This window comes from Candidatus Thioglobus sp. (genome assembly GCF_029243085.1).
GTDB lineage: Bacteria > Pseudomonadota > Gammaproteobacteria > PS1 > Pseudothioglobaceae > Thioglobus_A.
In genome coordinates this window covers 1-20,838 of the sequence record NZ_JAQWSS010000095.1, presented here as the reverse complement: position 1 = coordinate 20,838, position 20,838 = coordinate 1, and the positions used below count along the sequence as shown (strand labels likewise).

The 20,838-nt window shown below is 37.9% G+C and carries 23 protein-coding genes; 12 read left to right on the top strand and 11 right to left on the bottom strand.

Annotated elements, in window-relative coordinates:
• Positions 1-47: 47 nt before the first annotated feature.
• Positions 48-470, top strand: a complete 423-nt coding sequence (acpS, locus tag P8M52_RS05350; protein WP_300308409.1) for a holo-ACP synthase — start codon at positions 48-50, stop codon at positions 468-470.
• On the opposite strand, the gene P8M52_RS05345 is transcribed toward acpS, so the two are convergent.
• From P8M52_RS05345 to P8M52_RS05330, 4 genes are all read right to left on the bottom strand, one after another.
• Positions 467-772 (bottom strand): hypothetical protein, encoded by a 306-nt coding sequence (locus P8M52_RS05345; protein ID WP_300308406.1) that lies wholly within the window; start codon positions 770-772, stop codon positions 467-469. The two genes, acpS and P8M52_RS05345, sit on opposite strands and share 4 nt — an antisense overlap.
• A 66-nt stretch (positions 773-838) precedes the next feature.
• Positions 839-1,537 (bottom strand): bifunctional 2-polyprenyl-6-hydroxyphenol methylase/3-demethylubiquinol 3-O-methyltransferase UbiG, encoded by a 699-nt coding sequence (gene ubiG, locus P8M52_RS05340; RefSeq protein WP_300308403.1) that lies wholly within the window; start codon positions 1,535-1,537, stop codon positions 839-841.
• The gene (locus P8M52_RS05335; protein ID WP_300308400.1) at positions 1,534-1,983 is read right to left on the bottom strand and encodes a peroxiredoxin; all 450 of its coding nucleotides are present in this window, start codon (positions 1,981-1,983) and stop codon (positions 1,534-1,536) included. Before P8M52_RS05335 ends, ubiG begins: the two co-directional genes overlap by 4 nt.
• Before the next feature lie 37 nt (positions 1,984-2,020).
• Positions 2,021-2,470, bottom strand: a complete 450-nt coding sequence (locus tag P8M52_RS05330) for a peroxiredoxin (protein WP_300308397.1) — start codon at positions 2,468-2,470, stop codon at positions 2,021-2,023.
• A gap of 43 nt (positions 2,471-2,513) precedes the next feature.
• Here P8M52_RS05330 and lepA point away from each other — a divergent pair, with 43 nt between their 5' ends.
• Positions 2,514-4,301, top strand: a complete 1,788-nt coding sequence (gene lepA, locus P8M52_RS05325) for a translation elongation factor 4 (RefSeq protein WP_300308394.1) — start codon at positions 2,514-2,516, stop codon at positions 4,299-4,301.
• A gap of 36 nt (positions 4,302-4,337) precedes the next feature.
• Here lepA and ccsA read toward each other — a convergent pair whose 3' ends face one another.
• The gene (gene ccsA / locus P8M52_RS05320; protein ID WP_300308391.1) at positions 4,338-5,123 is read right to left on the bottom strand and encodes a cytochrome c biogenesis protein CcsA; all 786 of its coding nucleotides are present in this window, start codon (positions 5,121-5,123) and stop codon (positions 4,338-4,340) included.
• Between the two features lie 63 nt (positions 5,124-5,186).
• On the opposite strand from ccsA, the gene ffh reads away from it, so the two are divergent.
• On the top strand, positions 5,187-6,611 hold the full coding sequence (gene ffh, locus P8M52_RS05315; RefSeq protein WP_300308388.1) for a signal recognition particle protein: 1,425 nt from the start codon (positions 5,187-5,189) through the stop codon (positions 6,609-6,611).
• 66 nt (positions 6,612-6,677) lie between these two features.
• Here ffh and hisD read toward each other — a convergent pair whose 3' ends face one another.
• From hisD to P8M52_RS05295, 4 genes are read right to left on the bottom strand one after another with little or no spacing between them, the layout of a single operon-like run.
• Positions 6,678-7,973 carry a histidinol dehydrogenase gene (gene hisD, locus P8M52_RS05310; protein WP_300308385.1) on the bottom strand — a complete coding sequence of 432 codons (1,296 nt, stop codon included), beginning with the start codon at positions 7,971-7,973 and terminating at the stop codon, positions 6,678-6,680.
• Positions 7,970-8,587: an ATP phosphoribosyltransferase gene (hisG, locus tag P8M52_RS05305; protein ID WP_300308382.1), complete on the bottom strand. Its 618-nt coding sequence runs from the start codon at positions 8,585-8,587 to the stop codon at positions 7,970-7,972. Before hisG ends, hisD begins: the two co-directional genes overlap by 4 nt.
• Before the next feature lie 12 nt (positions 8,588-8,599).
• Positions 8,600-9,859, bottom strand: a complete 1,260-nt coding sequence (murA, locus tag P8M52_RS05300; RefSeq protein ID WP_300308379.1) for a UDP-N-acetylglucosamine 1-carboxyvinyltransferase — start codon at positions 9,857-9,859, stop codon at positions 8,600-8,602.
• Complete coding sequence (locus P8M52_RS05295; RefSeq protein ID WP_300308376.1) at positions 9,859-10,521, bottom strand: ABC transporter substrate-binding protein; 663 nt, start codon at positions 10,519-10,521, stop codon at positions 9,859-9,861. The genes murA and P8M52_RS05295 overlap by 1 nt, the downstream gene beginning before the upstream one ends.
• 48 nt (positions 10,522-10,569) lie before the next feature.
• Between P8M52_RS05295 and uvrC the strand changes: the two genes are divergently transcribed.
• Both uvrC and P8M52_RS05285 read left to right on the top strand, forming a co-directional pair.
• Positions 10,570-12,360, top strand: a complete 1,791-nt coding sequence (gene uvrC, locus P8M52_RS05290; RefSeq protein WP_300308373.1) for an excinuclease ABC subunit UvrC — start codon at positions 10,570-10,572, stop codon at positions 12,358-12,360.
• Positions 12,361-12,365: 5 nt separating this feature from the next.
• On the top strand, positions 12,366-12,542 hold the full coding sequence (locus P8M52_RS05285; RefSeq protein ID WP_300308370.1) for a hypothetical protein: 177 nt from the start codon (positions 12,366-12,368) through the stop codon (positions 12,540-12,542).
• Here P8M52_RS05285 and P8M52_RS05280 read toward each other — a convergent pair.
• Positions 12,539-13,078, bottom strand: a complete 540-nt coding sequence (locus P8M52_RS05280) for a haloacid dehalogenase-like hydrolase (RefSeq protein ID WP_300308367.1) — start codon at positions 13,076-13,078, stop codon at positions 12,539-12,541. The two genes, P8M52_RS05285 and P8M52_RS05280, sit on opposite strands and share 4 nt — an antisense overlap.
• The gene (locus tag P8M52_RS05275) at positions 13,075-14,928 is read right to left on the bottom strand and encodes an ATP-binding cassette domain-containing protein (RefSeq protein ID WP_300308364.1); all 1,854 of its coding nucleotides are present in this window, start codon (positions 14,926-14,928) and stop codon (positions 13,075-13,077) included. The genes P8M52_RS05280 and P8M52_RS05275 overlap by 4 nt, the downstream gene beginning before the upstream one ends.
• Positions 14,929-14,992: 64 nt before the next feature.
• On the opposite strand from P8M52_RS05275, the gene P8M52_RS05270 reads away from it, so the two are divergent.
• The 7 genes from P8M52_RS05270 to P8M52_RS05240 all read left to right on the top strand — a co-directional run bounded on the left by P8M52_RS05270 (position 14,993) and on the right by P8M52_RS05240 (position 20,794).
• A complete protein-coding gene (locus P8M52_RS05270; protein WP_300308361.1) occupies positions 14,993-15,460 on the top strand; it encodes a cytochrome c-type biogenesis protein in 468 nt (155 codons plus the stop codon).
• A 14-nt stretch (positions 15,461-15,474) separates the two neighbouring features.
• Positions 15,475-15,858 carry a secondary thiamine-phosphate synthase enzyme YjbQ gene (locus P8M52_RS05265; RefSeq protein WP_300308358.1) on the top strand — a complete coding sequence of 128 codons (384 nt, stop codon included), beginning with the start codon at positions 15,475-15,477 and terminating at the stop codon, positions 15,856-15,858.
• Positions 15,855-16,520, top strand: a complete 666-nt coding sequence (locus tag P8M52_RS05260; RefSeq protein ID WP_300308355.1) for a tetratricopeptide repeat protein — start codon at positions 15,855-15,857, stop codon at positions 16,518-16,520. Before P8M52_RS05265 ends, P8M52_RS05260 begins: the two co-directional genes overlap by 4 nt.
• Before the next feature lie 6 nt (positions 16,521-16,526).
• Positions 16,527-18,017, top strand: coding sequence for a lysine--tRNA ligase (lysS, locus tag P8M52_RS05255; protein ID WP_300308352.1), 1,491 nt, complete (start codon positions 16,527-16,529; stop codon positions 18,015-18,017).
• Positions 18,014-18,682, top strand: a complete 669-nt coding sequence (gene cmk, locus P8M52_RS05250; RefSeq protein ID WP_300308349.1) for a (d)CMP kinase — start codon at positions 18,014-18,016, stop codon at positions 18,680-18,682. The genes lysS and cmk overlap by 4 nt, the downstream gene beginning before the upstream one ends.
• 93 nt (positions 18,683-18,775) lie before the next feature.
• A complete protein-coding gene (rpsA, locus tag P8M52_RS05245; RefSeq protein WP_300308346.1) occupies positions 18,776-20,452 on the top strand; it encodes a 30S ribosomal protein S1 in 1,677 nt (558 codons plus the stop codon).
• A 63-nt stretch (positions 20,453-20,515) separates the two neighbouring features.
• Positions 20,516-20,794, top strand: coding sequence for an HU family DNA-binding protein (locus P8M52_RS05240; protein ID WP_300308343.1), 279 nt, complete (start codon positions 20,516-20,518; stop codon positions 20,792-20,794).
• Positions 20,795-20,838: the final 44 nt, after the last annotated feature.

The window sequence follows — 20,838 nt, the reverse complement described above, 5'->3', positions numbered from 1 at the left end:
GAGCAAGCTACTCGTGAAATGAAAGCGTTAATGCTTAAAGTTAGAGTATGATTTATGGCGTAGGCACGGATATCATCAATATTGAGCGTGTTGAACACATCTTAAGTAAAAATAAAGATGGTTTTGTTAGGCGAGTATTGTCGGATCATGAGCAATCATTATTTGCCAATAAAGGTGATAGCGCCTCTTATTGTGCCAAACGATTTGCTGCTAAGGAGGCTTTTGCTAAAGCGCTTGGTACCGGCATTGGTAAAATTGTCAGCTTTCAAGATTTAACCATTCGTAATAACGATAGCGGCAAGCCGTATTTTATTCCAAGCGAAAAATTACGCTTATATTTGTTAGGTAAAAATATTAAGCACGCCCATTTAAGCTTGTCTGATGAAAAGTTTAATGCTGTTGCGTTTGTTGTTCTGGAGCTTGGAGCCGAAGAGCGTGTTGAGTCAAATAACTATAACACTACTTTTTAATTGATATATTTTCCATAACCAGCCTTGTTAGCTTGTTGTCTAGTTCCTAGGCAGCCAAATTTTTTGGCTGTTTGAAAACCTGAAACTGCCATAGAGCTTTTTTCTAAGATGGCAACTGGTGTTTTATCCATGTCAAAATGCTCAAGCGAGTCGTTCATTTTTTTCATTCCATGGCGTGTTAAACCACCACAATTTTCATTGTAATATTTAACCGCACCAATAACCACAAGCATTTCATTTGGTGAAAGTGCATGTGTATTAATACTTATTAAAAGTAAGATTGGGCTTAATATTTTCATCATAAATCAGTAAACATTTAAAACACTTGGTTAAAGTTTACTGATTTTTTATAAAAATGCGAGATTTTTTTATTTAGAATAGTGGCAAAGATAGTTGACGCTCACATCATCTTCAAGTTTATATACTTTGGTAAAAGGATTGTAAGTCATGCCAATCATGCCTTTAAGTGCAAGCCCAGAGTGTCTTGACCATTCATCCATTTCACTTGGTTGAATGAATTTATCCCAGTCATGGGTACCTTGGGGCAGGAGTTTTAAAATGTATTCTGCACCAACAATCGCAAACAAATAGGATTTTGTATTGCGATTAATGGTTGATAAAAAAACTTGGCCACCTGGTTTAACCAGGGTTGCGCAGGCTTTAATAATTGAGCTGGGATCAGGTACATGTTCAAGCATCTCTAAACAAGTAACCACATCAAATTTCCCTGCATGAGTTTTAGCCAACTCTTCAACTGGAATCATTTGGTAATCCACTTGATGGCCAGATTCAAGTAAATGTAATTTGGCAACCTCAAGCCCTGCTTCAGCCATATCAATACCAGTTACATTTGCACCTTCAGCTGCCATTGCTTCACTTAGGATGCCACCACCACAGCCAACATCAAGAATATTTTTGTTGGCTAGTGAGTTGTTACAACGTTCTTTTATATAATTTAAGCGTAGAGGGTTAATATCATGAAGTGGTTTAAATTCAGAGTTTTTATCCCACCAACGAGATGCTAAAGCAGCAAATTTATCAACCTCTTCGAAATCTACATTACTCATAGGGATTTCACAATTTCCAGTACTTCATTTACATGGCCGCCAACTGCAACTTGATCCCAAGACTTTAAGATGTCGCCAGCAGGGCTAATGATAAAAGTTGAGCGTACAATACCCATTTTTTCTTCACCATTTTTAGACTTTAACTGCCAAACACCAAATGCTTCGCACAGCTCGCCTGCTTCATCAGCAATCAACTCAAATGGAAAATTTTGTTTATCTTTAAATTTTTCATGGCTTGTTATACTGTCTTTTGAAACACCATATATAACGGTATTAGCATCAACAAAGGCTTGGTAATTGTCTCTGAAATCTTGCCCTTCTATAGTGCAGCCAGGGGTTGCATCTTTAGGGTAGAAGTACAGAACAATATTGCGTTCTTGCGTGTCAGGAATGCTGACAGTTAGATTACTAGTTGCGTTGCAGTTAATTGGTTGAACTTTTTTCATGAGTGCTTATTTTAGACCTGTTAAGAAGTTTATTTTATCATAGAGATTGAGCTACTTCTAACACCTCATCGACATGACCTTTAACTCTAACTTTATCCCATGATTTAAGGATATCACCCTCCGGACTTATAATAAAAGTGGAGCGAACAATTCCCATATATTCTCTACCCATAAATTTCTTTAACTGCCAAACGCCAAATGCTTCACATAATTCACCCTCTTCATCAGAAATTAATTCAAACGGGAATTCTTGTTTGGCTTTAAAGCGTTCATGTTTTTTTAAGTCATCTTTTGATACTCCGTAGATAACCGCATTAGCATCAACAAAAGCCTGATGACTGTCCCTGAAATCTTGTCCTTCGGTAGTGCAACCTGGCGTTGCGTCTTTGGGATAAAAGTATAAAACAATATTGCGTCCTTGCGTATCAGGAATACTGATAGATAAATTGCTAGTTGCATTGCAGGTAATGGGCTGAACTTTATTCATAACGGTATAATCATTTAATTCTTAAAAATTTTATTTTATCATAATGAAAAACATTCGTAATTTCTCAATTATTGCCCACATTGATCATGGCAAATCAACGATTGCGGATCGTTTTATTCAATTCTGTGGTGGTTTGAGTGATCGTGAAATGTCGTCTCAAGTGCTTGATTCGATGGATATTGAAAAAGAGCGTGGAATTACTATTAAATCTCAAAGTGTGACGCTAGATTATAAAGCCAACAATGGTGAAACCTACCAACTAAACTTTATTGATACACCGGGCCATGTTGATTTTTCCTATGAAGTGTCGCGTTCGTTATCAGCCTGCGAAGGTGCGTTATTAATTGTGGATGCCTCACAAGGCGTTGAGGCGCAAACAGTAGCAAATTGTTATACAGCGTTAGATCACGGTCTAGAAGTGGTTACCGTGCTTAATAAGATTGACCTACCTGCCGCAGAACCAGAGCGAGTGATTGAAGAGGTTGAAGACGTTATTGGTATTGAAGCAATGGATGCGGTTCATGCAAGTGCCAAGTCGGGTATCGGCATTCAAGACATTCTTGAGCAAATTGTTGAAAAAATCCCTGCACCAGAAGGTGATATAGAGGCACCAATTAAAGCATTGATTATTGATTCGTGGTTTGATAATTACCTCGGCGTTGTGTCTTTGATTCGAGTGATTGATGGTGAGATTAAGGCTAAAACTAAAATTAAGATTTTTTCTAATAGCCATGAGCATTTAGTAGACGAAGTAGGTGTGTTTACTCCTAAACGTGAAAAAACAGATAGTTTGAAAGCTGGAGAGGTGGGTTTTTTAATTGCTAATATTAAGGATATTGATGGCGCCCCTGTCGGTGATACAATTACTGGCGCTAAAAATTCTATTACCGAGCCTTTGGAAGGCTTTAAACCAGTTCAGCCACGTGTATTTGCAGGTATTTTTCCAATATCTGGCGAAGATTATGAGAAATTTCGTGATGCCTTGGCCAAGCTTAGATTAAATGATGCGGCACTACAATATGAGCCTGAAAGTTCAGATGCATTGGGGTTTGGATTCCGTATTGGCTTCTTGGGATTGTTGCACATGGAGATTGTTCAAGAGCGTTTAGAGCGTGAGTATGATCTTGATCTAATTACCACAGCACCAACCGTTGTATATGAGATTCTTGATACAAAGGGAGATATCCATCATGTGGATAGTCCTTCTAAAATGCCTGAAAATCAAGCAATTGCTGAATTTAGAGAGCCAATTATTACCGCCAATATTTTGGTTACCGATGAGTTTGTTGGCAATGTTATTAGCTTATGTGTTGAAAAACGTGGCGTTCAAAAAAATATAACCTATATGGGTCGACAAGTAAAACTGGTTTATGAGTTGCCATTAAATGAAGTGGTGTTAGATTTCTTTGATAGGCTGAAATCAGTTTCTCGTGGCTTTGCCTCAATGGACTATCAGTTTGATCGTTATCAAGAGTCGGATTTAATTCGTCTTGATATTATGATTAATCAAGAGCCCGTAGATGCATTAGCATTAATTATTCACCGTGATGATTCTGTACGCAAGGGTAGGGAGCTAGCTGAAAAGATGAAAGAGCTGATCCCGCGTCAAATGTTTGATGTGGCTATCCAAGCTTGTATTGGTGTCAAAATCATCTCGCGTGCAAATGTTAAGGCACTTAGAAAAAATGTAACCGCCAAGTGTTATGGTGGTGACGTTTCACGTAAGCGTAAATTGCTCGATAAGCAAAAAAAGGGTAAGAAGCGCATGCGTAGTGTGGGTAGGGTAGATATTCCACAAGAGGCGTTTTTAGCCGTTCTGCATATTGACTAAAAGTTAGAATTAATTATCTAGCTTTTAGTATTGTGATTAAGTTAACAATCTCTCAATAACAAATTTAGAGCCATAATAGGCAATCACTAAAATTCCAAACCCGATTTGGGTGGCGATAATGGCTTGCTTGCCACGCCAACCAAATGCTCTGCGCCCGATAACCAAGGCTGCAAAAATAACCCACGCAACAATTGATAGTGCAGTTTTATGCATTAAGTGCTGAGCAAAGAAATCATCAATAAAAATAAAGCCGGTTGCCAAGGACAGAGTTAATAAATAAAAGCCAATTCTTAAACTTTGAAACAACAATCTTTCCATTGTTTGAAGTGGTGGTAATTTATTAATAAAAGTGTTGATACTGCGAGCATGCAAATGACGTTCTTGAATTCTTAACAGAACTGATTGACAAACTGCAATGGCCAGTAGTGCATAGGCAGTTATTGATAAAAAAACATGTGATGCGATATTAAGTGGAATAACTTTGTCTGTAGCATCTGGGAATAAAGTACCAAATATTAATGGAAAAGCTACCAAAGGGTAAATCAGAATGCCAAGCGCGTGTACCGGCTTTGAAATAGAGGAAAGAAATAGCAAGACTGCAATCAGCCATGCAGCAAAAGAAGCGCTATTTGCTAAACCGAAGACAACACCACTTGAGATCCAAAAATCTGTAAAGGTAAGTGCATGAGCAATAATTGCAAAACTAATTAACAGCGAGGTAGTTTGCTGATGAGGGTGTTTAAGTTCGTTTTTAGTGAAAAAACGCAATAACAACAGGGCTGCCAACAAATAGGCTGAAATTGCAAAATAAGATAAAAACATAATTAACTTGTTGAATTAATACAAGGTACTATAATACGATACTTTGATTCAATAATAGTAATAATGTTTGATAATTTAACCGATCGCCTATCTAATAGTTTTAAAGCACTACAGGGCAAAAATAAACTGTCTGAATCTAATATAAAGGAAGCTATTCGTGAAGTGCGCCGCGCCTTGTTAGAAGCAGATGTAGCACTAGAAGTTATTAAATCTTTTCTGGATCGTGTTCAAGAGAAAGCTGTTGGTCTTAAGGTTTCAGAAGGGCTAAATCCATCTCAAGCCTTTATTAAACTGGTTGAAACAGAATTAACCGAGATTATTGGTGGCGAAAATAAAACGCTTGATCTAAAAACTCAGCCACCCGCAGTGGTTATGGTGGCAGGTTTACAAGGTGCGGGTAAAACCACCTCAATTGCCAAATTGGCACACTACTTAAAAGAACGTGAAAATAAAAAAGTATTGGTGGTGAGTGCAGATGTTTATCGCCCAGCAGCCATTCAACAACTAGAAGTTTTAGCTAAGCAAGTTGAAGTTGACTTTTTTCCATCGGATATTAAGCAAAAACCAGAGCAAATTGTTGCGGATGCTAAAAAACATGCGCAGCAAAAATTTCATGATGTATTGCTAGTTGATACCGCAGGTCGTCTGCATGTAGATGAAGCAATGATGGGCGAGATTCAAGCGCTCCAGAAAAAAGTTAATCCAATTGAAACTTTGTTTGTTGTAGATTCAATGACGGGTCAGGATGCTGCGCACACTGCTAAAGCATTTGCAGATAGCTTGCCTTTAACAGGTGTTATTTTAACCAAAACTGATGGTGATGCTCGAGGTGGTGCTGCGCTATCAGTCAGGCATATTACTGGCAAACCCATTAAGTTTTTAGGTGTCGGTGAAAAGATTGATGCTCTTGAACCGTTCCATCCAGATCGTGTGGTATCGCGCTTACTTGGTATGGGTGATGTACTTTCTTTGGTGGAAGAAATCTCTCGTAAAGTTGACCATAAAAAAGCAGAAAAGTCCGTTAAGAAAATGGCTAAAGGTCAGTTTGATTTGGAAGATATGCGTGAGCAATTGTTACAAATGGAGCAGATGGGTGGCATGGAGGCTTTGATGGATAAAATGCCAGGTATGGGTCAAATTCCTCAGAGTGTTAAGAATCAAATGATGGGCGGGGTAGATACAAAACGCATGGTAGCCATTATTAACTCGATGACACCCAAAGAGCGTTCACATATAAAGCTTGTAAAAGGCTCTCGAAAGAATCGTATCGCTAATGGCTCAGGCACATCTCCTCAAGACGTTAATAAACTATTAAAACAATTTGAAAAGATGCAAAAACAAATGAAGAAAATGGGTGGCGGTAAAATGCAAAAAATGATGGCTAAGATGGCCGGCATGCAAGGTGGCGGTGAAATGCCTTCAGGTATGCCTGATCTATCTAAAATGAAGCTTCCTGGAATGGGCGGTGGTAATAAGTTTCCTTTTTAGTGCTGATATCAGTTCATTAAAAAAGCCGCTGTTGATAGCGGCTTTTTTGTGTCTATGATTATTAGTTTAATGATTAATTCTATATCTTGCAGATTGAGCGTGTGCTTGCAAGCCTTCACCATCTGCCAATGTGGCAGCAACTTCACCTAGAAGATTAGCGCCCTCATCAGACACCATGATTAAGCTTGATTTCTTTTGGAAATCGTACACACCTAATGGAGAAGAGAATCTTGCAGTACCAGACGTTGGCAAGACATGATTAGGGCCAGCACAATAATCTCCTACAGATTCACAGGTGTTTCGACCCATGAAAATAGCGCCTGCGTGTTTAATTTCGTCAAGCATGGTTTGCGGGTCTTCAACAGAAAGCTCAAGATGTTCCGGGGCAATTTTATTCGAGATTGCAACTGCTTCATCCATGTCTTGAGTTTGAATTAAGGCGCCTCTATCTTTAAGTGCTGTAGCAATAATATCTTTACGATCCATGGTTGGTAGTAACTTAGCGATACTAGCTTCCACCTGTGCAATAAAATCTGCATCAGGGCATAATAAGATTGATTGAGCATCTTCATCATGCTCCGCTTGTGAAAATAAATCCATGGCAATCCAGTCAGGATTGGTTTTGCCATCACAGATAATTAAAATTTCACTAGGACCGGCAATCATATCAATGCCAACTTGTCCAAAAACGACACGTTTAGCAGTTGCCACATAAATATTACCCGGACCAACAATCTTGTCTACTTTTGGCACTGTTTCGGTTCCATAGGCTAATGCTGCTACAGCTTGGGCACCACCAACGGTAAATACTGTATCCACACCAGAAATATAAGCTGCTGCTAACACTAATTGATTAGTCACACCATCAGGCGTAGGTACCACCATGATAAGCTCTTCAACGCCAGCAACTTTAGCAGGAATTGCATTCATAAGTACTGAAGAAGGATAAGCGGCTTTGCCACCTGGTACATACAACCCAACTCGATCAAGCGGAGTTATTTTCTGTCCGAGCATAGTGCCATTATCTTCGGTGTAGGTCCAGGTGTCTTGTTTTTGTTTATCGTGATAAGTACGCACTCGATCAGCCGCTGTTTTTAAGGCAGTTTTCTCCTTGGTGTCGAGCGTATCAAATGCGTCTTTAAGCTTGCTTACTTCAATTGTTAACTCAGACATGCTGTTAGTGTTCATTCGATCAAATTGATTGGTGTAATCCACCAAAGCTTGATCGCCTTTTGCGCGAATATTGGCAATGATATCGTCAACAGTTTTGGCTACATTTGTATTTGAAACACTTTCCCAAGCTAGTAGCTTGTCTAGGTTTTTTTGGAAATCGGGTTGAGTGGAGGATAGTTTAGCAATCATAGGTTGTTCTCGATTTCACTAATCCAAGTTTTAATTTGAGTATTTTTAGTTTTGAATGAAGCGCTATTAATCACCAATCGTGAACTAATATCTTCAATATGATCTAGCGGGATTAAACCATTAGCCTTAAGTGTGTTGCCTGTGTCTACTAGATCTACAATACAATGAGATAAGCCGACTACCGGTGCTAATTCCATAGCGCCATATAGTTTAATAATTTCACAGGACTGACCTTCTTTTTCAAAATATTGTTTAGCCGATTTAACGTATTTAGTGGCAACTTTTAAGATGTTTTCTTGTAAGTGATCGGCAGATTTAGCAGCAACCATTAGCTTGCATTTAGCAATGCCAAGATCTAACACTTCAAATAAATTATTAGCTCCGTGTTCTAGTAATACATCTTTACCTGCAATACCCATATCTGCAGCACCATGTTGCACAAATACAGGGACATCGGTTGCACGGATGATAATTACTTTTACTTCTTCTAAATTGGTATCTAGAATTAGTTTGCGTGAGTTTAGCTCTTCATCGGCAATTTCTAATCCGGCTTTTTTTAGTAATGGTAGGGTTTGTTCTAAAATTCTACCTTTGGATAGTGCAATAGTTAACATGTTCGTTTATCTCTAATCTTGTATACGCTCAATATCGGCGCCTAATAATTTTAATTTTTCTTCAATAGTTTCATAGCCACGATCTAAGTGATAAACACGTTCAATCGTAGTGGTTCCATGTGCTGCCAACCCAGCCAAAACTAATGATGCAGATGCTCGCAAATCAGTTGCCATCAAATTTGCACCCGTTAGCGATTTTACACCTTTAGAAATAACCGTGTTACCTTCTAAACTTAGGTTGGCACCCATACGAGACAATTCTGGTATGTGCATAAAGCGATTTTCAAAAATGGTTTCGGTAATAGTTGCTTGGCCATCTGCAATACTATTTAACGCGCAAAACTGTGCTTGCATATCTGTGGGGAAATTTGGGTAAGCGCTAGTTCTAATGTTAACAGGTGATGGTCGCTTACCTTTCATATTCAAAGTAATCGTATTTTCATCATATTTGATATCAGCACCTGATTCAATCAGTTTTTCAATAATAGCACGCATGGACTGATGTTTGGTCTTTTTGAGGGTTACTTGTCCGCCAGTAATGGCAGCAGCAATGAGATAAGTGCCTGCCTCAATACGATCTGGACAGACAGTATGCGTAACACCTGATAGATTAGATACACCCTCAATGTTAATGATTGAAGTGCCAGCACCAGTAATTTTTGCACCCATTTTAGTTAAACAATTAGCCAGATCGATAATTTCAGGTTCCTGCGCTGCGTTATGAATCGTAGTGGTGCCCTCGGCAAGTGTGGCTGCCATCAAAATATTTTCTGTCGCAGTAACGGTTACTTGTTCAAAATGAATATCAGTACCAATTAGTTTTTTAGTGCTTGCGTAAATATAGCCACCTTTAACTTCAATCTGAGCGCCTAAATCTTCTAAAGCTTTAAGATGTAAATTAACGGGCCGTGTACCAATAGCACAACCACCTGGTAGAGAAACTTTGGCTTCTCCATATTTAGCTAACATTGGGCCTAATGTTAAAATTGAAGCACGCATGGTTTTAACTAAATTGTAATCGGCAACAAGTTTGGTCAGGTTGGAAGCGTCAACAAATAATGAACTGTCAGATTCAAGAATAAACTCTGCACCCATATCCATGAGCAGTCTAAGGGTAGTGGAGACATCACTTAAATGTGGTGAATTATTAAGCTTTAATGGCCCATCTGCTAGAATTGAGGCGAATAAAATAGGTAAAGCGGCATTTTTAGAGCCTGCAATATTGACAGAGCCGCTTAGCGGTATTCCGCCTTTAACAACCAGTTTGTACATTATTGCTTATTTAGTTTTTTAATGGTTTTTTTGATCAAACTCTCTAAGCCTTTGCGTTTAATATGAGAATTGAATTGTGCACGATAATTTTTAATGACACTAACGCCTGAAAATACTACATCATAAATTTTCCAGCGTTTATCTCTAATCATCTTGAGAGTGATTAATATTGGTTTAGCGTCAGCATTCGGCTTTACTTCCAGCCTTACAATAGCTTTGTTGTCTCTTCTCTTAATTTTCTTATGTAATGAAATCTCAACGAGATCCAGTTTTTCATATGAATGAAGCATGCCCACATAATCTTTGATTAGAGAATGAGAAATGTAATCAATGAATAATTGCTTTTGCAATAAATCTAGTTTATTCCAATGATCTTTTAGGGTTATTTTGGCGCTAGTTTTCAGGTCAATAAATGGTAATATTTTCATTCTAACCAAGCTCTTGGTATTTTCTAAAGAATCTTGCTCTGATTTTTTTAGTGCTTTAAAAGAAGATAGTGCGCCTAACATAATGTTAAGAGCAGCAGTACCCGGTGGGTCAAGAATTTCAAGAATCTCTTTTTTAGGGATAGGTGTCAGGGATTGAGTCTCCTGAGGATTGGTTTGGGCAAATGCTAGGTTTATGTGCAGGATAGCTAATATAATAAGAAGTGCTTTAATCATTGTTTTTTAACAGATAAAAATATAGCTTTATTTTACCTTTTTTCATTAATGTCTATTCAAGAAAAACTCAACAATCTAACGGATAACTCAGGTGTTTATCAAATGCTAGATAAGCAGGGTTTGGTGATATATGTTGGTAAGGCAAAAAATTTAAAAAAACGTGTTTCTAGTTATTTTGTTAAACAGCATGACAGTGGTAAAACTCGGGCGCTTGTGTCAAACATTGATACTTTTAAAGTTATTGTGACTGCGACAGAAACCCAGGCATTGTTACTTGAAGCTGAGCTTATCAAGCAACATATGCCCAGATACAACATCTTGCTTAAAGATTCTAAAAGCTATCCCTTTATTGCGATTAGCAATGATAAGCACCCTCGGGTAAGTTTTTTTAGAGGGGATAAGAAAAACGGTTGTCAATATTTTGGACCATATCCTTCCGCACATGTAGTGCGAGATTCGCTAAGTTTATTAAAGAAAATTTTTAAAGTAAGGCAATGCACCAATGCTACTTACCGATCACGATCGAGAGCGTGTTTGGAGTATCAAATCGGCTTATGTAGTGCTCCTTGTGTTGGCCATATTGATGATAATGACTACCAACAAGATGTGAGCATGATGTCATTGTTTTTGTCAGGAAAAGGCAAGCAAACGTTGGATGAAATTTCTGCAAAGATGCTGCTTGCATCTGAAAATCAAGAATTCGAATTAGCCGCAAGATTGCGAGACCAATTAATTGATTTAAGAAAAATCCAAGAGCAACACGCCTCTAGTTCTACAGCCGATTTGGATGTTATTGCTGGTTTTCAACAAGATGGTGTGAATGCTGTCGAAGTGTTATTTATTCGTGCTGGAAAACAAGTTGGTCAAGAGTTTATTTTGCCTAAAAACTCAAATCATCAAGCGATAGAAGTGGTTATTTCTGCATTTCTTCCGCTTTATTATTTGGGTAAAGATACGCCGAAACAATTATTACTAAGCCATAAATTGCAAGACAAGCAGGTTATTGCACAAGCGCTTAATACTAAAATTACTGACACCCCAAATAAAGATAAAAGGCATTATTTAGATATAGCAAACCTAACGTTAAAGGAAAATCTTAATCAGAATTTACTAGCTCGATTTAGAAAAAAATCAACTTTAGTACATTTGCAGAGTATTTTAAGTTTAAAAAAACTACCTGAAACTATGGAATGTTTTGATATTAGTCATATGATGGGTGAGGCCACTAAAGCCTCTTGTGTTGTTTTTGAAAAAGGTGTGCCAAAAACCAGTAAATATCGTCAGTTCGACATAGAAAATATTACCCCAGGAGATGACTACGCTGCTATGAATCAAGTGATTTATAGGCGTTATTCTAAATTACTTAAAGATAATAAGCCATTGCCCGATGTTATATTTATCGATGGCGGTCTAGGTCAGCTTAATCAAGCAATTATGGTGATGGATTCTATTGGTATTGAAGAGGTTCAATTAGTTGGTGTTGCTAAAGGGGAGAAACGTAAAGCAGGTTTGGAAACACTAATTACCATTGAAAATGATAAGGTGAATAAAATTAATTTACCGCCACACGATCCTGCGTTAATGTTGATTAACCATATCCGCGATGAATCACATCGGTTTGCTATTAAAAATCACCGACTTAAACGTGGTAAAAAACGCACAACTTCGCCACTAGAATCTATTGATGGTATTGGTAAGCATAGACGTAGTGCGCTACTTAATTATTTTGGTGGTTTGCAAGAAATTCAGCAGGCATCAGTCCATGAAATTCAAAAAGTCAATGGCATTAGTCTAGCATTAGCGACTAAAATAGTTGAAACACTTAATTCATCAAGGTAGTCATCATGTTTCTAATTCGTCTCTTAATTATCGCTTTCTTAGTTGGTTACTGTGTTTGGTTTGTTGGTAATAAATTATTAGGTAAGAATTTAAAAATGGCGCGTGTTATTGCTGCCACTTTGGTAGTTACTTCAGTTGTATATTTGCTATTAGGTAGTTTGTCATACGTACTTGAAGGTTAGTCTTTTTTGGAAATCAGCAGTGTATCCAAGTGCGCTGTACTCTTGATAATTTTTTCGGTAACGTTAACCAAAATAGCAAGATTTGACGCTTCCCATACGGGCATGTCCCGCATATGATCTCCCATGTAATCAAATCCATGTTTGCCGAAGCGCTCAATGAGTTTATCCGCCTTGTTGTGAGAAGATAAGTTGAAGTCAGCATTGCTGGCCATTACATCGTCAAATAGACCAATATGCTTGGCAACGGCAAACGCATAATCTTTATATGAGGCAGTAGCTAGGATAATCTCGCAGCCTTGGTTTTTGCGCTCATGAATATAATCAATGGTTTGTTGTAAGTAGGGTAGTTGAGTTACGTCAATTTCAAAACGTTTGACTAATTGGCTTTTTAAGTAACCTTTGCCTTGGAAAAACCAAAATGGATAAGCGAATACCAACCAAGGCTGTTGTTTTAATACACCTATTGATGATTCGTATAGTAGGTCGGTATTGATTAAAGTGTGATCTAGATCAACAATCAAAGGTACGCATTTCATTCTAACTCTCCCCATTTGTCAAAATAACGCTCTAAATCAGCTTCTAAACGTGCCAATCGAATCAATGCATCTTGCGACTCGTCAGTTTGGAAAAACTCAGGATCTGATAATTGTAATTGAATTTCACCAATTTCAATTTCTGTTTTCTCGATTTTTCCTGGGAGTGCTTTAAGTTCTTGTTGCTGTTTGTAATTAAGCTTTTTAATTGATTGTGGCGTTGGGTTATTAACTTTTTCTTTAGGTTTTTGCTTGGGCTTGTCTGCCACTATTTGGTCTTGTTTTTGGATTAGATAATCATCATATCCACCAGCATATTGATTAATAACACCGTCGCCGTCAAGCACAACGGTAGAGCCAACTACATTGTTTAAAAATGTTCTATCGTGAGAGATAAGAATTAACGTGCCATTGTAATCTACTAGCATCTCTTCAAGTAATTCTAGTGTTTCAACATCAAGATCATTTGTTGGCTCATCCAGAACTAATAAGTTGGCTGGTTGCGAGAGAATTTTAGCTAACATTAGGCGATTTTTCTCTCCACCTGAAAACATTCTGATCGGAGCCATGGCCTGCTTGCCAGTAAATAGAAATTGACGTAAATAACCAATAATATGTTTACTCTTGCCACCGATTTCAATCCGTTCGCGTCCACCAGAGACAAAATCCATAGCCTTCATGTTAAGGTCTAAGTTGTCACGCATCTGATCAAAATAGGCCAATTGAATGGTTTTTGAGCGTCGAATTGAGCCTTTAGTAGGTTCGAGTTCGTCTAGTAGTAATTTAATAAAAGTAGATTTTCCTGTACCGTTGCCACCAATAACGCCAATTTTTTCACCCTTTAAAACCAACATAGAGAAATCTTTGATCAGCTCTAATCCGGCAATATCATAGGATATTTTCTTAACTTCAAAAACGAGTTTTGACGCTCTGTTTTCATCCTCTAATGCATGAATCTTAACGTTGCCTTTTTTAGCTCGTCGATTAACAAATGACTTGCGCATTGATTCTAACGCTCTAACCCTGCCTTCGTTACGAGTTCGGCGTGCTTTAATGCCTTGTCTTATCCAAGTTTCTTCTTGGGCGAGTTTTTTATCAAAACGGGCATTGGCAATTTCTTCTGCATGCAGTTGACTGTCTTTACGTTTAACATAGTCTTTATAGCCACATTCAAACACACTTAAATTGCCACGGTCTAAATCAAATACCTTGTTAACAATGCCAGCGATAAATGAGCGGTCGTGACTAATAATAACCAAAGTACCGTGATACTCTTTTAGCAGTCTCTCGAGATCGAGAATAGCAGTGATATCCATATGGTTAGTTGGTTCGTCAAGTAGAAGGACGTCAGGCTCTTGGATTAAAGCTCGAGCCAGCATAACGCGTCGGCGCCAACCACCTGATAAAGTTGATAGAACTGTTTCTCCATTTAAATTAAAGCGATTTAGAATTGCTTCGATTTGATGAAGATATTGCCAGCCATCGAGCTGATCAATTTTTTCTTGATATTCTCCAGCCTCATCTAGTTTTTCTGAATTTATTAGATGCTGATATTTGGTTAAGATATCGCCAATTTCCCCCAAGCCTTCTGCAACAATATCGAATAGGTTTTTTTCGTTATCTTCTGGCGGAGTTTGCTCTAAATAACTAATAGTGACGCCGTTTTTAATTTTAAGCATGCCATCATCTGGCTCAATAGTGCCGGCTAAGATGCGCATAAAAGTAGACTTACCTTCACCATTACGACCAATGAGCGCGATTTTATCACCCTTAAGAATGGTGGAACTCACCTCGTTTAAGATGGGCTTATCTGAGAAGCTTAGAGAAATGTTATCAAGCGTAATTAATGGCATAGGTCTGTTTTTATATCCCTGTTGACAGGTGTAAAATCTAAGTTTTGGATTTAGTAAGTTAAGTATGCAAAATTTTACCCAAACAATCGGTCTATTTAAAAGAGTTACCTTGTGCATTATATTGTTAATATTTCAGCCATCATTTGCAGAAAGTATTGAAGCTAAAAGTTTTATTAACGTTGAGCAAGAGCAACGTTACCGCAGTTTAATTGACGAAATTCGTTGCCCAGTTTGTCAAGGTCAAAGTATTGGCGGTTCAAATGCAGGCCTTGCTAAAGATCTGCGCGAGAAGGTTCAAGAGCTAATTGTTGGTAAAAAAACTGATGATGATATTCGCCGATATATGACAGATCGTTATGGTGACTTTGTTGTATTTAAGCCGCCTGTTAATAAGAATACTTATTTATTATGGTATGCACCGTTTGTGTTTTTAGCCTTTGGTTTGATATTTTTTGTTCGTGCTTTAGCGAGAAAATCCCCAACCAAACCTGAAGTTATTGATACACAAAAAGCCCAAGATCTACTTAAGTGAGTCAACATGAGTTAATGATTGATACCAATGGTCGTGGTGCTATTGATATCAGTAATAAAGTTAATGCATTAATTAACCATGCAAGCGCACAATTGTGTCATGTGTTTGTAGCTCATACTTCTGCATCACTCATGATCACCGGCAATGAAGATCCTAATTTATTATTGGATGTAGAAGATTATTTTATTAACAATATTAAAGATGCAGATCCTGCTTATCGTCATAGTGGGGAGGGTGATTTTGACATGTCAGGCCATCTAAGATCAATTCTAACTGGTGAATCAAAATCTATACCTGTCATTCAAGGCAAACTTGCTTTGAGTAAATTTCAAAGTCTATATCTCTATGAACATCGAGCAGGAAAAAATACCAGAAAACTGATTATTACCCTAATATGAGTACAGAAAAAGAATTAAGCGATTTAATGATTAAAGCTTTTGAGCATCAAAAGAATGGCGAGTTATCTTTAGCCATTCAAGCATGGAATGAGCTTGTCAACCATCCGGCAATTAATGACAAACTAAAAGCTAACGCACACCTTAGTTTGGGTAATTTGCATCAATTACAAGGTAATGATGATTTGGCCATTGAAAGTATGTCAAATGCCATTAAAGCTAATCCAAATAGCTCAGAAGCTTATTTCTGCCTGGCTTATTTGGAGCAAGAGAAAGAAAATTTTAGTTCAGCTGTCAAATATTTTGAACAAGCAATTGAGTTAAATAATACTGATAGTGGCGCCTTTAATAATTTGGGCAATTGCTACGATCGTTTAGAAAAAAGCACCGAGGCAATTAACGCTTACACTCAAGCCATCGATTTGGATGAAAATTACATTGCTGCAATTTATAACCGAGGCAATGCTTATATTAAGATTGCAAAAGATGAATTAGCTTTACAAGATCTGAATAAAGCCATTGAATTGGATACAAATTTTTATCAAGCCTATTATAATCGTGGCACTTTGCTTAAGCGTATGGGTAACAATACTCAATCAGAGCAAGATTTAGCTAAAGCAAAAGCCCTCGCACAACAAGAATTAGAACACAAAACACTGCAATAAAAACTTATGAGTAACCAAGACGACAACAAATTAATCACTGAAAGAAAATCAAAATTAGACGCTTTAAGAAAGGCGGGAAATCCGTTTATTAATGATTTCAAACCAGAACATTTGGCGCTGGATGTTATTAATGATTACGATCAGTTTTCTAAAGAAGAGCTAGAAGAAAAATCTATCCAAGTTTCGATAGCAGGTCGAATGATGCTAAAGCGAGTTATGGGTAAGGCTAGTTTTGCCACCTTGCAAGATTCAAGTGCGAAACTCCAAGTGTTTGTAACGCGTGATGAGTTGCCTGAAGGTTTTTACAATGAGCAATTTAAGAAATGGGATATTGGTGATATTGTTGGCTGTAGTGGTACCTTATTTAAAACCAATGTTGGTGAGTTATCAGTGCGTATTGATAGCATCAAACTACTGACTAAATCTTTGAGACCACTCCCAGAAAAATTCCATGGCTTATCGGATCAAGAAATTCGATATCGTCAGCGTTATGTTGATTTAATTACTAATGAGCAGGCACGCAATACCTTTAAACGTCGTAGTGCTATTGTTAGTTATATTCGCAACTTCTTTAATGATGCTGATTTTATGGAAGTGGAAACTCCAATGTTGCAAACCATTCCAGGTGGTGCAACGGCTAAACCATTTGAAACACATCATAATGCTTTGGATATCGGCATGTACTTGCGTATTGCACCAGAACTTTATTTAAAGCGTTTAGTAGTTGGCGGTATGGACAGGGTGTTTGAAATCAATCGTAACTTTAGAAACGAGGGTCTTTCAACGCGTCATAATCCAGAGTTCACGATGATTGAGTTTTATCAAGCCTATGCGACTTACCATGATTTAATGGACCTAACTGAAAAGTTATTTCGCGGCATTGCAATTGACGTGTGTGGTAGTGAAACCATTCATTACCAAGGTGATGATTTTGACTTCTCTAAAGCATTTAACCGTATTAGCGTATTCGACTCTATTCTTGAATACAATCCAAGTTTTAAAGCGGAAGATTTGAATGAGGACAACGCTAAAGCGACTGCTAAAAAACTCGGTATTGAAGTTAAAGACAATTGGGGCTTAGGCAAGATACAAATTGAAATTTTTGAGGCGACGGTTGAAGAAAGATTAATGCAACCAACCTTTATTACTGAATATCCGACTGAAGTATCGCCTTTAGCGAGACGTAATGACGACAATCCATTTATCACTGATCGTTTTGAGTTATTTATTGGTGGCCGTGAAATTGCTAATGGTTTTTCTGAGCTTAATGATGCTCAAGACCAAGCTGAGCGTTTTAAAGCGCAAGTCGCTGAAAAAGATGCGGGTGATGATGAGGCCATGCATTATGATGCAGACTACATTCGTGCACTTGAATACGGCATGCCACCAACTGCCGGTGAAGGAATTGGTATTGATCGATTAGTCATGCTCTTTACTGATTCTCCATCTATTCGTGATGTTTTATTGTTTCCGCACATGAGGCCAGAAGTTAAATGAGCGCACCGGTCTTAACCATCGATGGCCCAAGTGGTGTTGGCAAGGGTACAGTTGCACGCGTTATCGCCCAACAACAAAACTGGCATCTATTAGATTCAGGTGCTATATATCGTGCTTTTGCATTGGCAGTTGATAGTAGAGCAATCGATATTACCGATGAGGACGCTTTAGAAAAAATTGCCCAGAATTTAGAGTTAACATTTAAAACTCACGAGGATAGTGAGTTGGTTAGTGTTTATCTGGATGGTCAAGATGTTTCTAAAAAACTGCGTACTGAACAAACAGGTGAAATGGCTTCTAAAATTGCATCTATCGGTGTGGTTCGTGCAGCTTTATTAAAGCGCCAACAAGATTTTGCTGTTTCTCCTGGATTGGTGGCTGATGGTCGGGATATGGGCACTGTGGTTTTCAAAGATGCCAAGTTTAAAGTTTACTTAACGGCTAGTAGTGAAGAGCGTGCCAATAGACGTCTAAAACAATTGCAAGCACAAGGTCATGAGGGTATAATATCGCAAATCTTAGCAGAGGTTGAGACGAGGGATAAACGTGATAGCTCACGTGAACACTCTCCCTTAAAACCTGCTGAGAATGCTCTTATCATTGATACTACAAATTTATCATTAGATGAGGTAATTGCTCAAGTGAGCGAATTGGTTAAAGCTTAAGCGGTTAAGCTTTATAAATAAACTAACCCGATATGCATTAGGCGTACACCGTAAATAGCCTAAAAATTAGCGGTCAATATCAAAGAAGAAAATATGTCAGAATCATTTGCTGAACTGTTTGAAAACAGTGTAGAACAACAAAACGTAAAAGTAGGTGCCTTATTAATGGGTACTGTAGTTAGTCTTAATCGTGAAAAAGCGATTGTAAACGTTGGACTAAAATCAGAGGGTTTCATCTCTCTAGACGAATTCAAAAACCCAAAAGGTGAATTAGAGGTTGCAGAAGGCGACGTAGTAGAAGTCGCTCTAAAATCAATCGACGATGGCCTGGGTAATACACTATTATCACATGCTGATGCGAAACGCATCAAGTTGTGGCAGTCACTTGAATTAGCAATGAACTCTAAAGAAACAGTTACTGGTATCGTTACTGGCGCTGTTAAAGGTGGTCTTACTGTTGATATTGGCGTTGTTAAAGCATTCTTACCAGGCTCACTAGTTGATGTACGTCCTGTTAAAGATTTCTCATACCTTACCGGCCAAGAAATTGAAGCAATCGTTATCAAAATGGACGAAGTTAGAAATAACATCGTTATTTCTAGAAAAGCAGTTATGCAAGAAGCTAACTCTGCTGATCGTGAAGCGTTACTTGAAACACTTGAAGAAGGTAAAGAAATCGAAGGTATCGTTAAGAATCTTGCTGATTACGGTGCATTCGTTGACCTTGGTGGTGTTGATGGCTTACTACACATTACAGATATTTCATGGACGCGTGTTAATCACCCATCTGAAAAACTTACTATTGGCGATAAGATTAAAGTTAAAGTGCTTAACTACGATAAAGAGAAGATGCGTGTTTCTCTAGGTCTTAAGCAGCTTACTGCTAGCCCTTGGGATAGCATCTCTGACCGTCTTCCAATTGGCAAGAAGGTTACTGGTACCGTATCTAACCTAACTGACTACGGAGCGTTTGTTCGCATCGAAGATGGTGTTGAAGGTCTTGTTCACGTATCAGAAATGGATTGGACAAATGCAAATGCACGTCCATCTAAGATTGTTAAACTTGGTCAAGAGGTTGATGTTGTAGTATTAGATGTTCAAGAGTCTAAGCACCGTATCTCATTATCAATGAAGCAAGCATTAGAAAATCCATGGGAAGCATTTGAAGCAACTCAGAACAAGGGTGACAAGATTATTGTAAACGTTAAGTCAATTACTGACTTTGGTTTATTTGTTGGTTTACAAGGTGGCATTGATGGACTTATCCATTTAGCTGACATCTCTTGGGACAAGCAATCTTCTGAAGAATTGGTTGCTAACTACTCTAAAGGTCAAGAATTAGAAGTTGTTATTCTAAATATTGATGCTGAAAAAGAGCGTATCTCACTAGGTATTAAGCAATTGTCTGAAGATGACTTCATGCAGTATGCTTCGGCTAACAAGAAAGGCGCTATCGTTAAAGGTACAATTCTAGAAGTTGATCCACGCGGTGCGGTAATTGGCCTTGCTGAAGATATTACTGGCTACTTAAAGGCTGGTGAAATCTCACAAGAACGTGTTGAAGATGCAACAACAGTACTAAAAACTGGTGAAGAAATTGAAGTTGTTATTATGAATGTTGATAGAAGATCTCGCAACGTTGCTGTTAGTATTAAAGCAAAAGACTCTGTTGAAGAGCAAGCAGCTATGGCAGACTACAATAAGCAGTCTTCTGAAGAGGCAACTGGCTCAACATTAGGTGACTTACTTAAGCAAGCTAAAGATAAGTAACTCTTAGTTTTTAAAAAGGCCGCTGAGTAGTGATACAAAGCGGCCTTTTTTTATGGGGAAATTATGAAAAAAACAGACCTTATACAACAACTAACAGAAAATTCTGATTTACAAAAAACAGAGGTAAAGTTAGCAGTTGATTTAATCATAAACCAAATTACTCAATCGATTGTATCGGGTGAAGGTGTTGAAATTAGGGGGTTTGGTGGCTTTATGAAGAAACATCGAAAAGCACGCCAAGGTATCAATCCTAAAACCAGTGAAAGAACACAAGTAGGGGAGAAGTACGTTCCGTTTTTTAAGCCTGGAAAAACTTTGAAAGAAATGGTGAATAAAGACTAAATTTTGATTGTTTTTAAATAGAGATAATGTATAATTTCACTTTT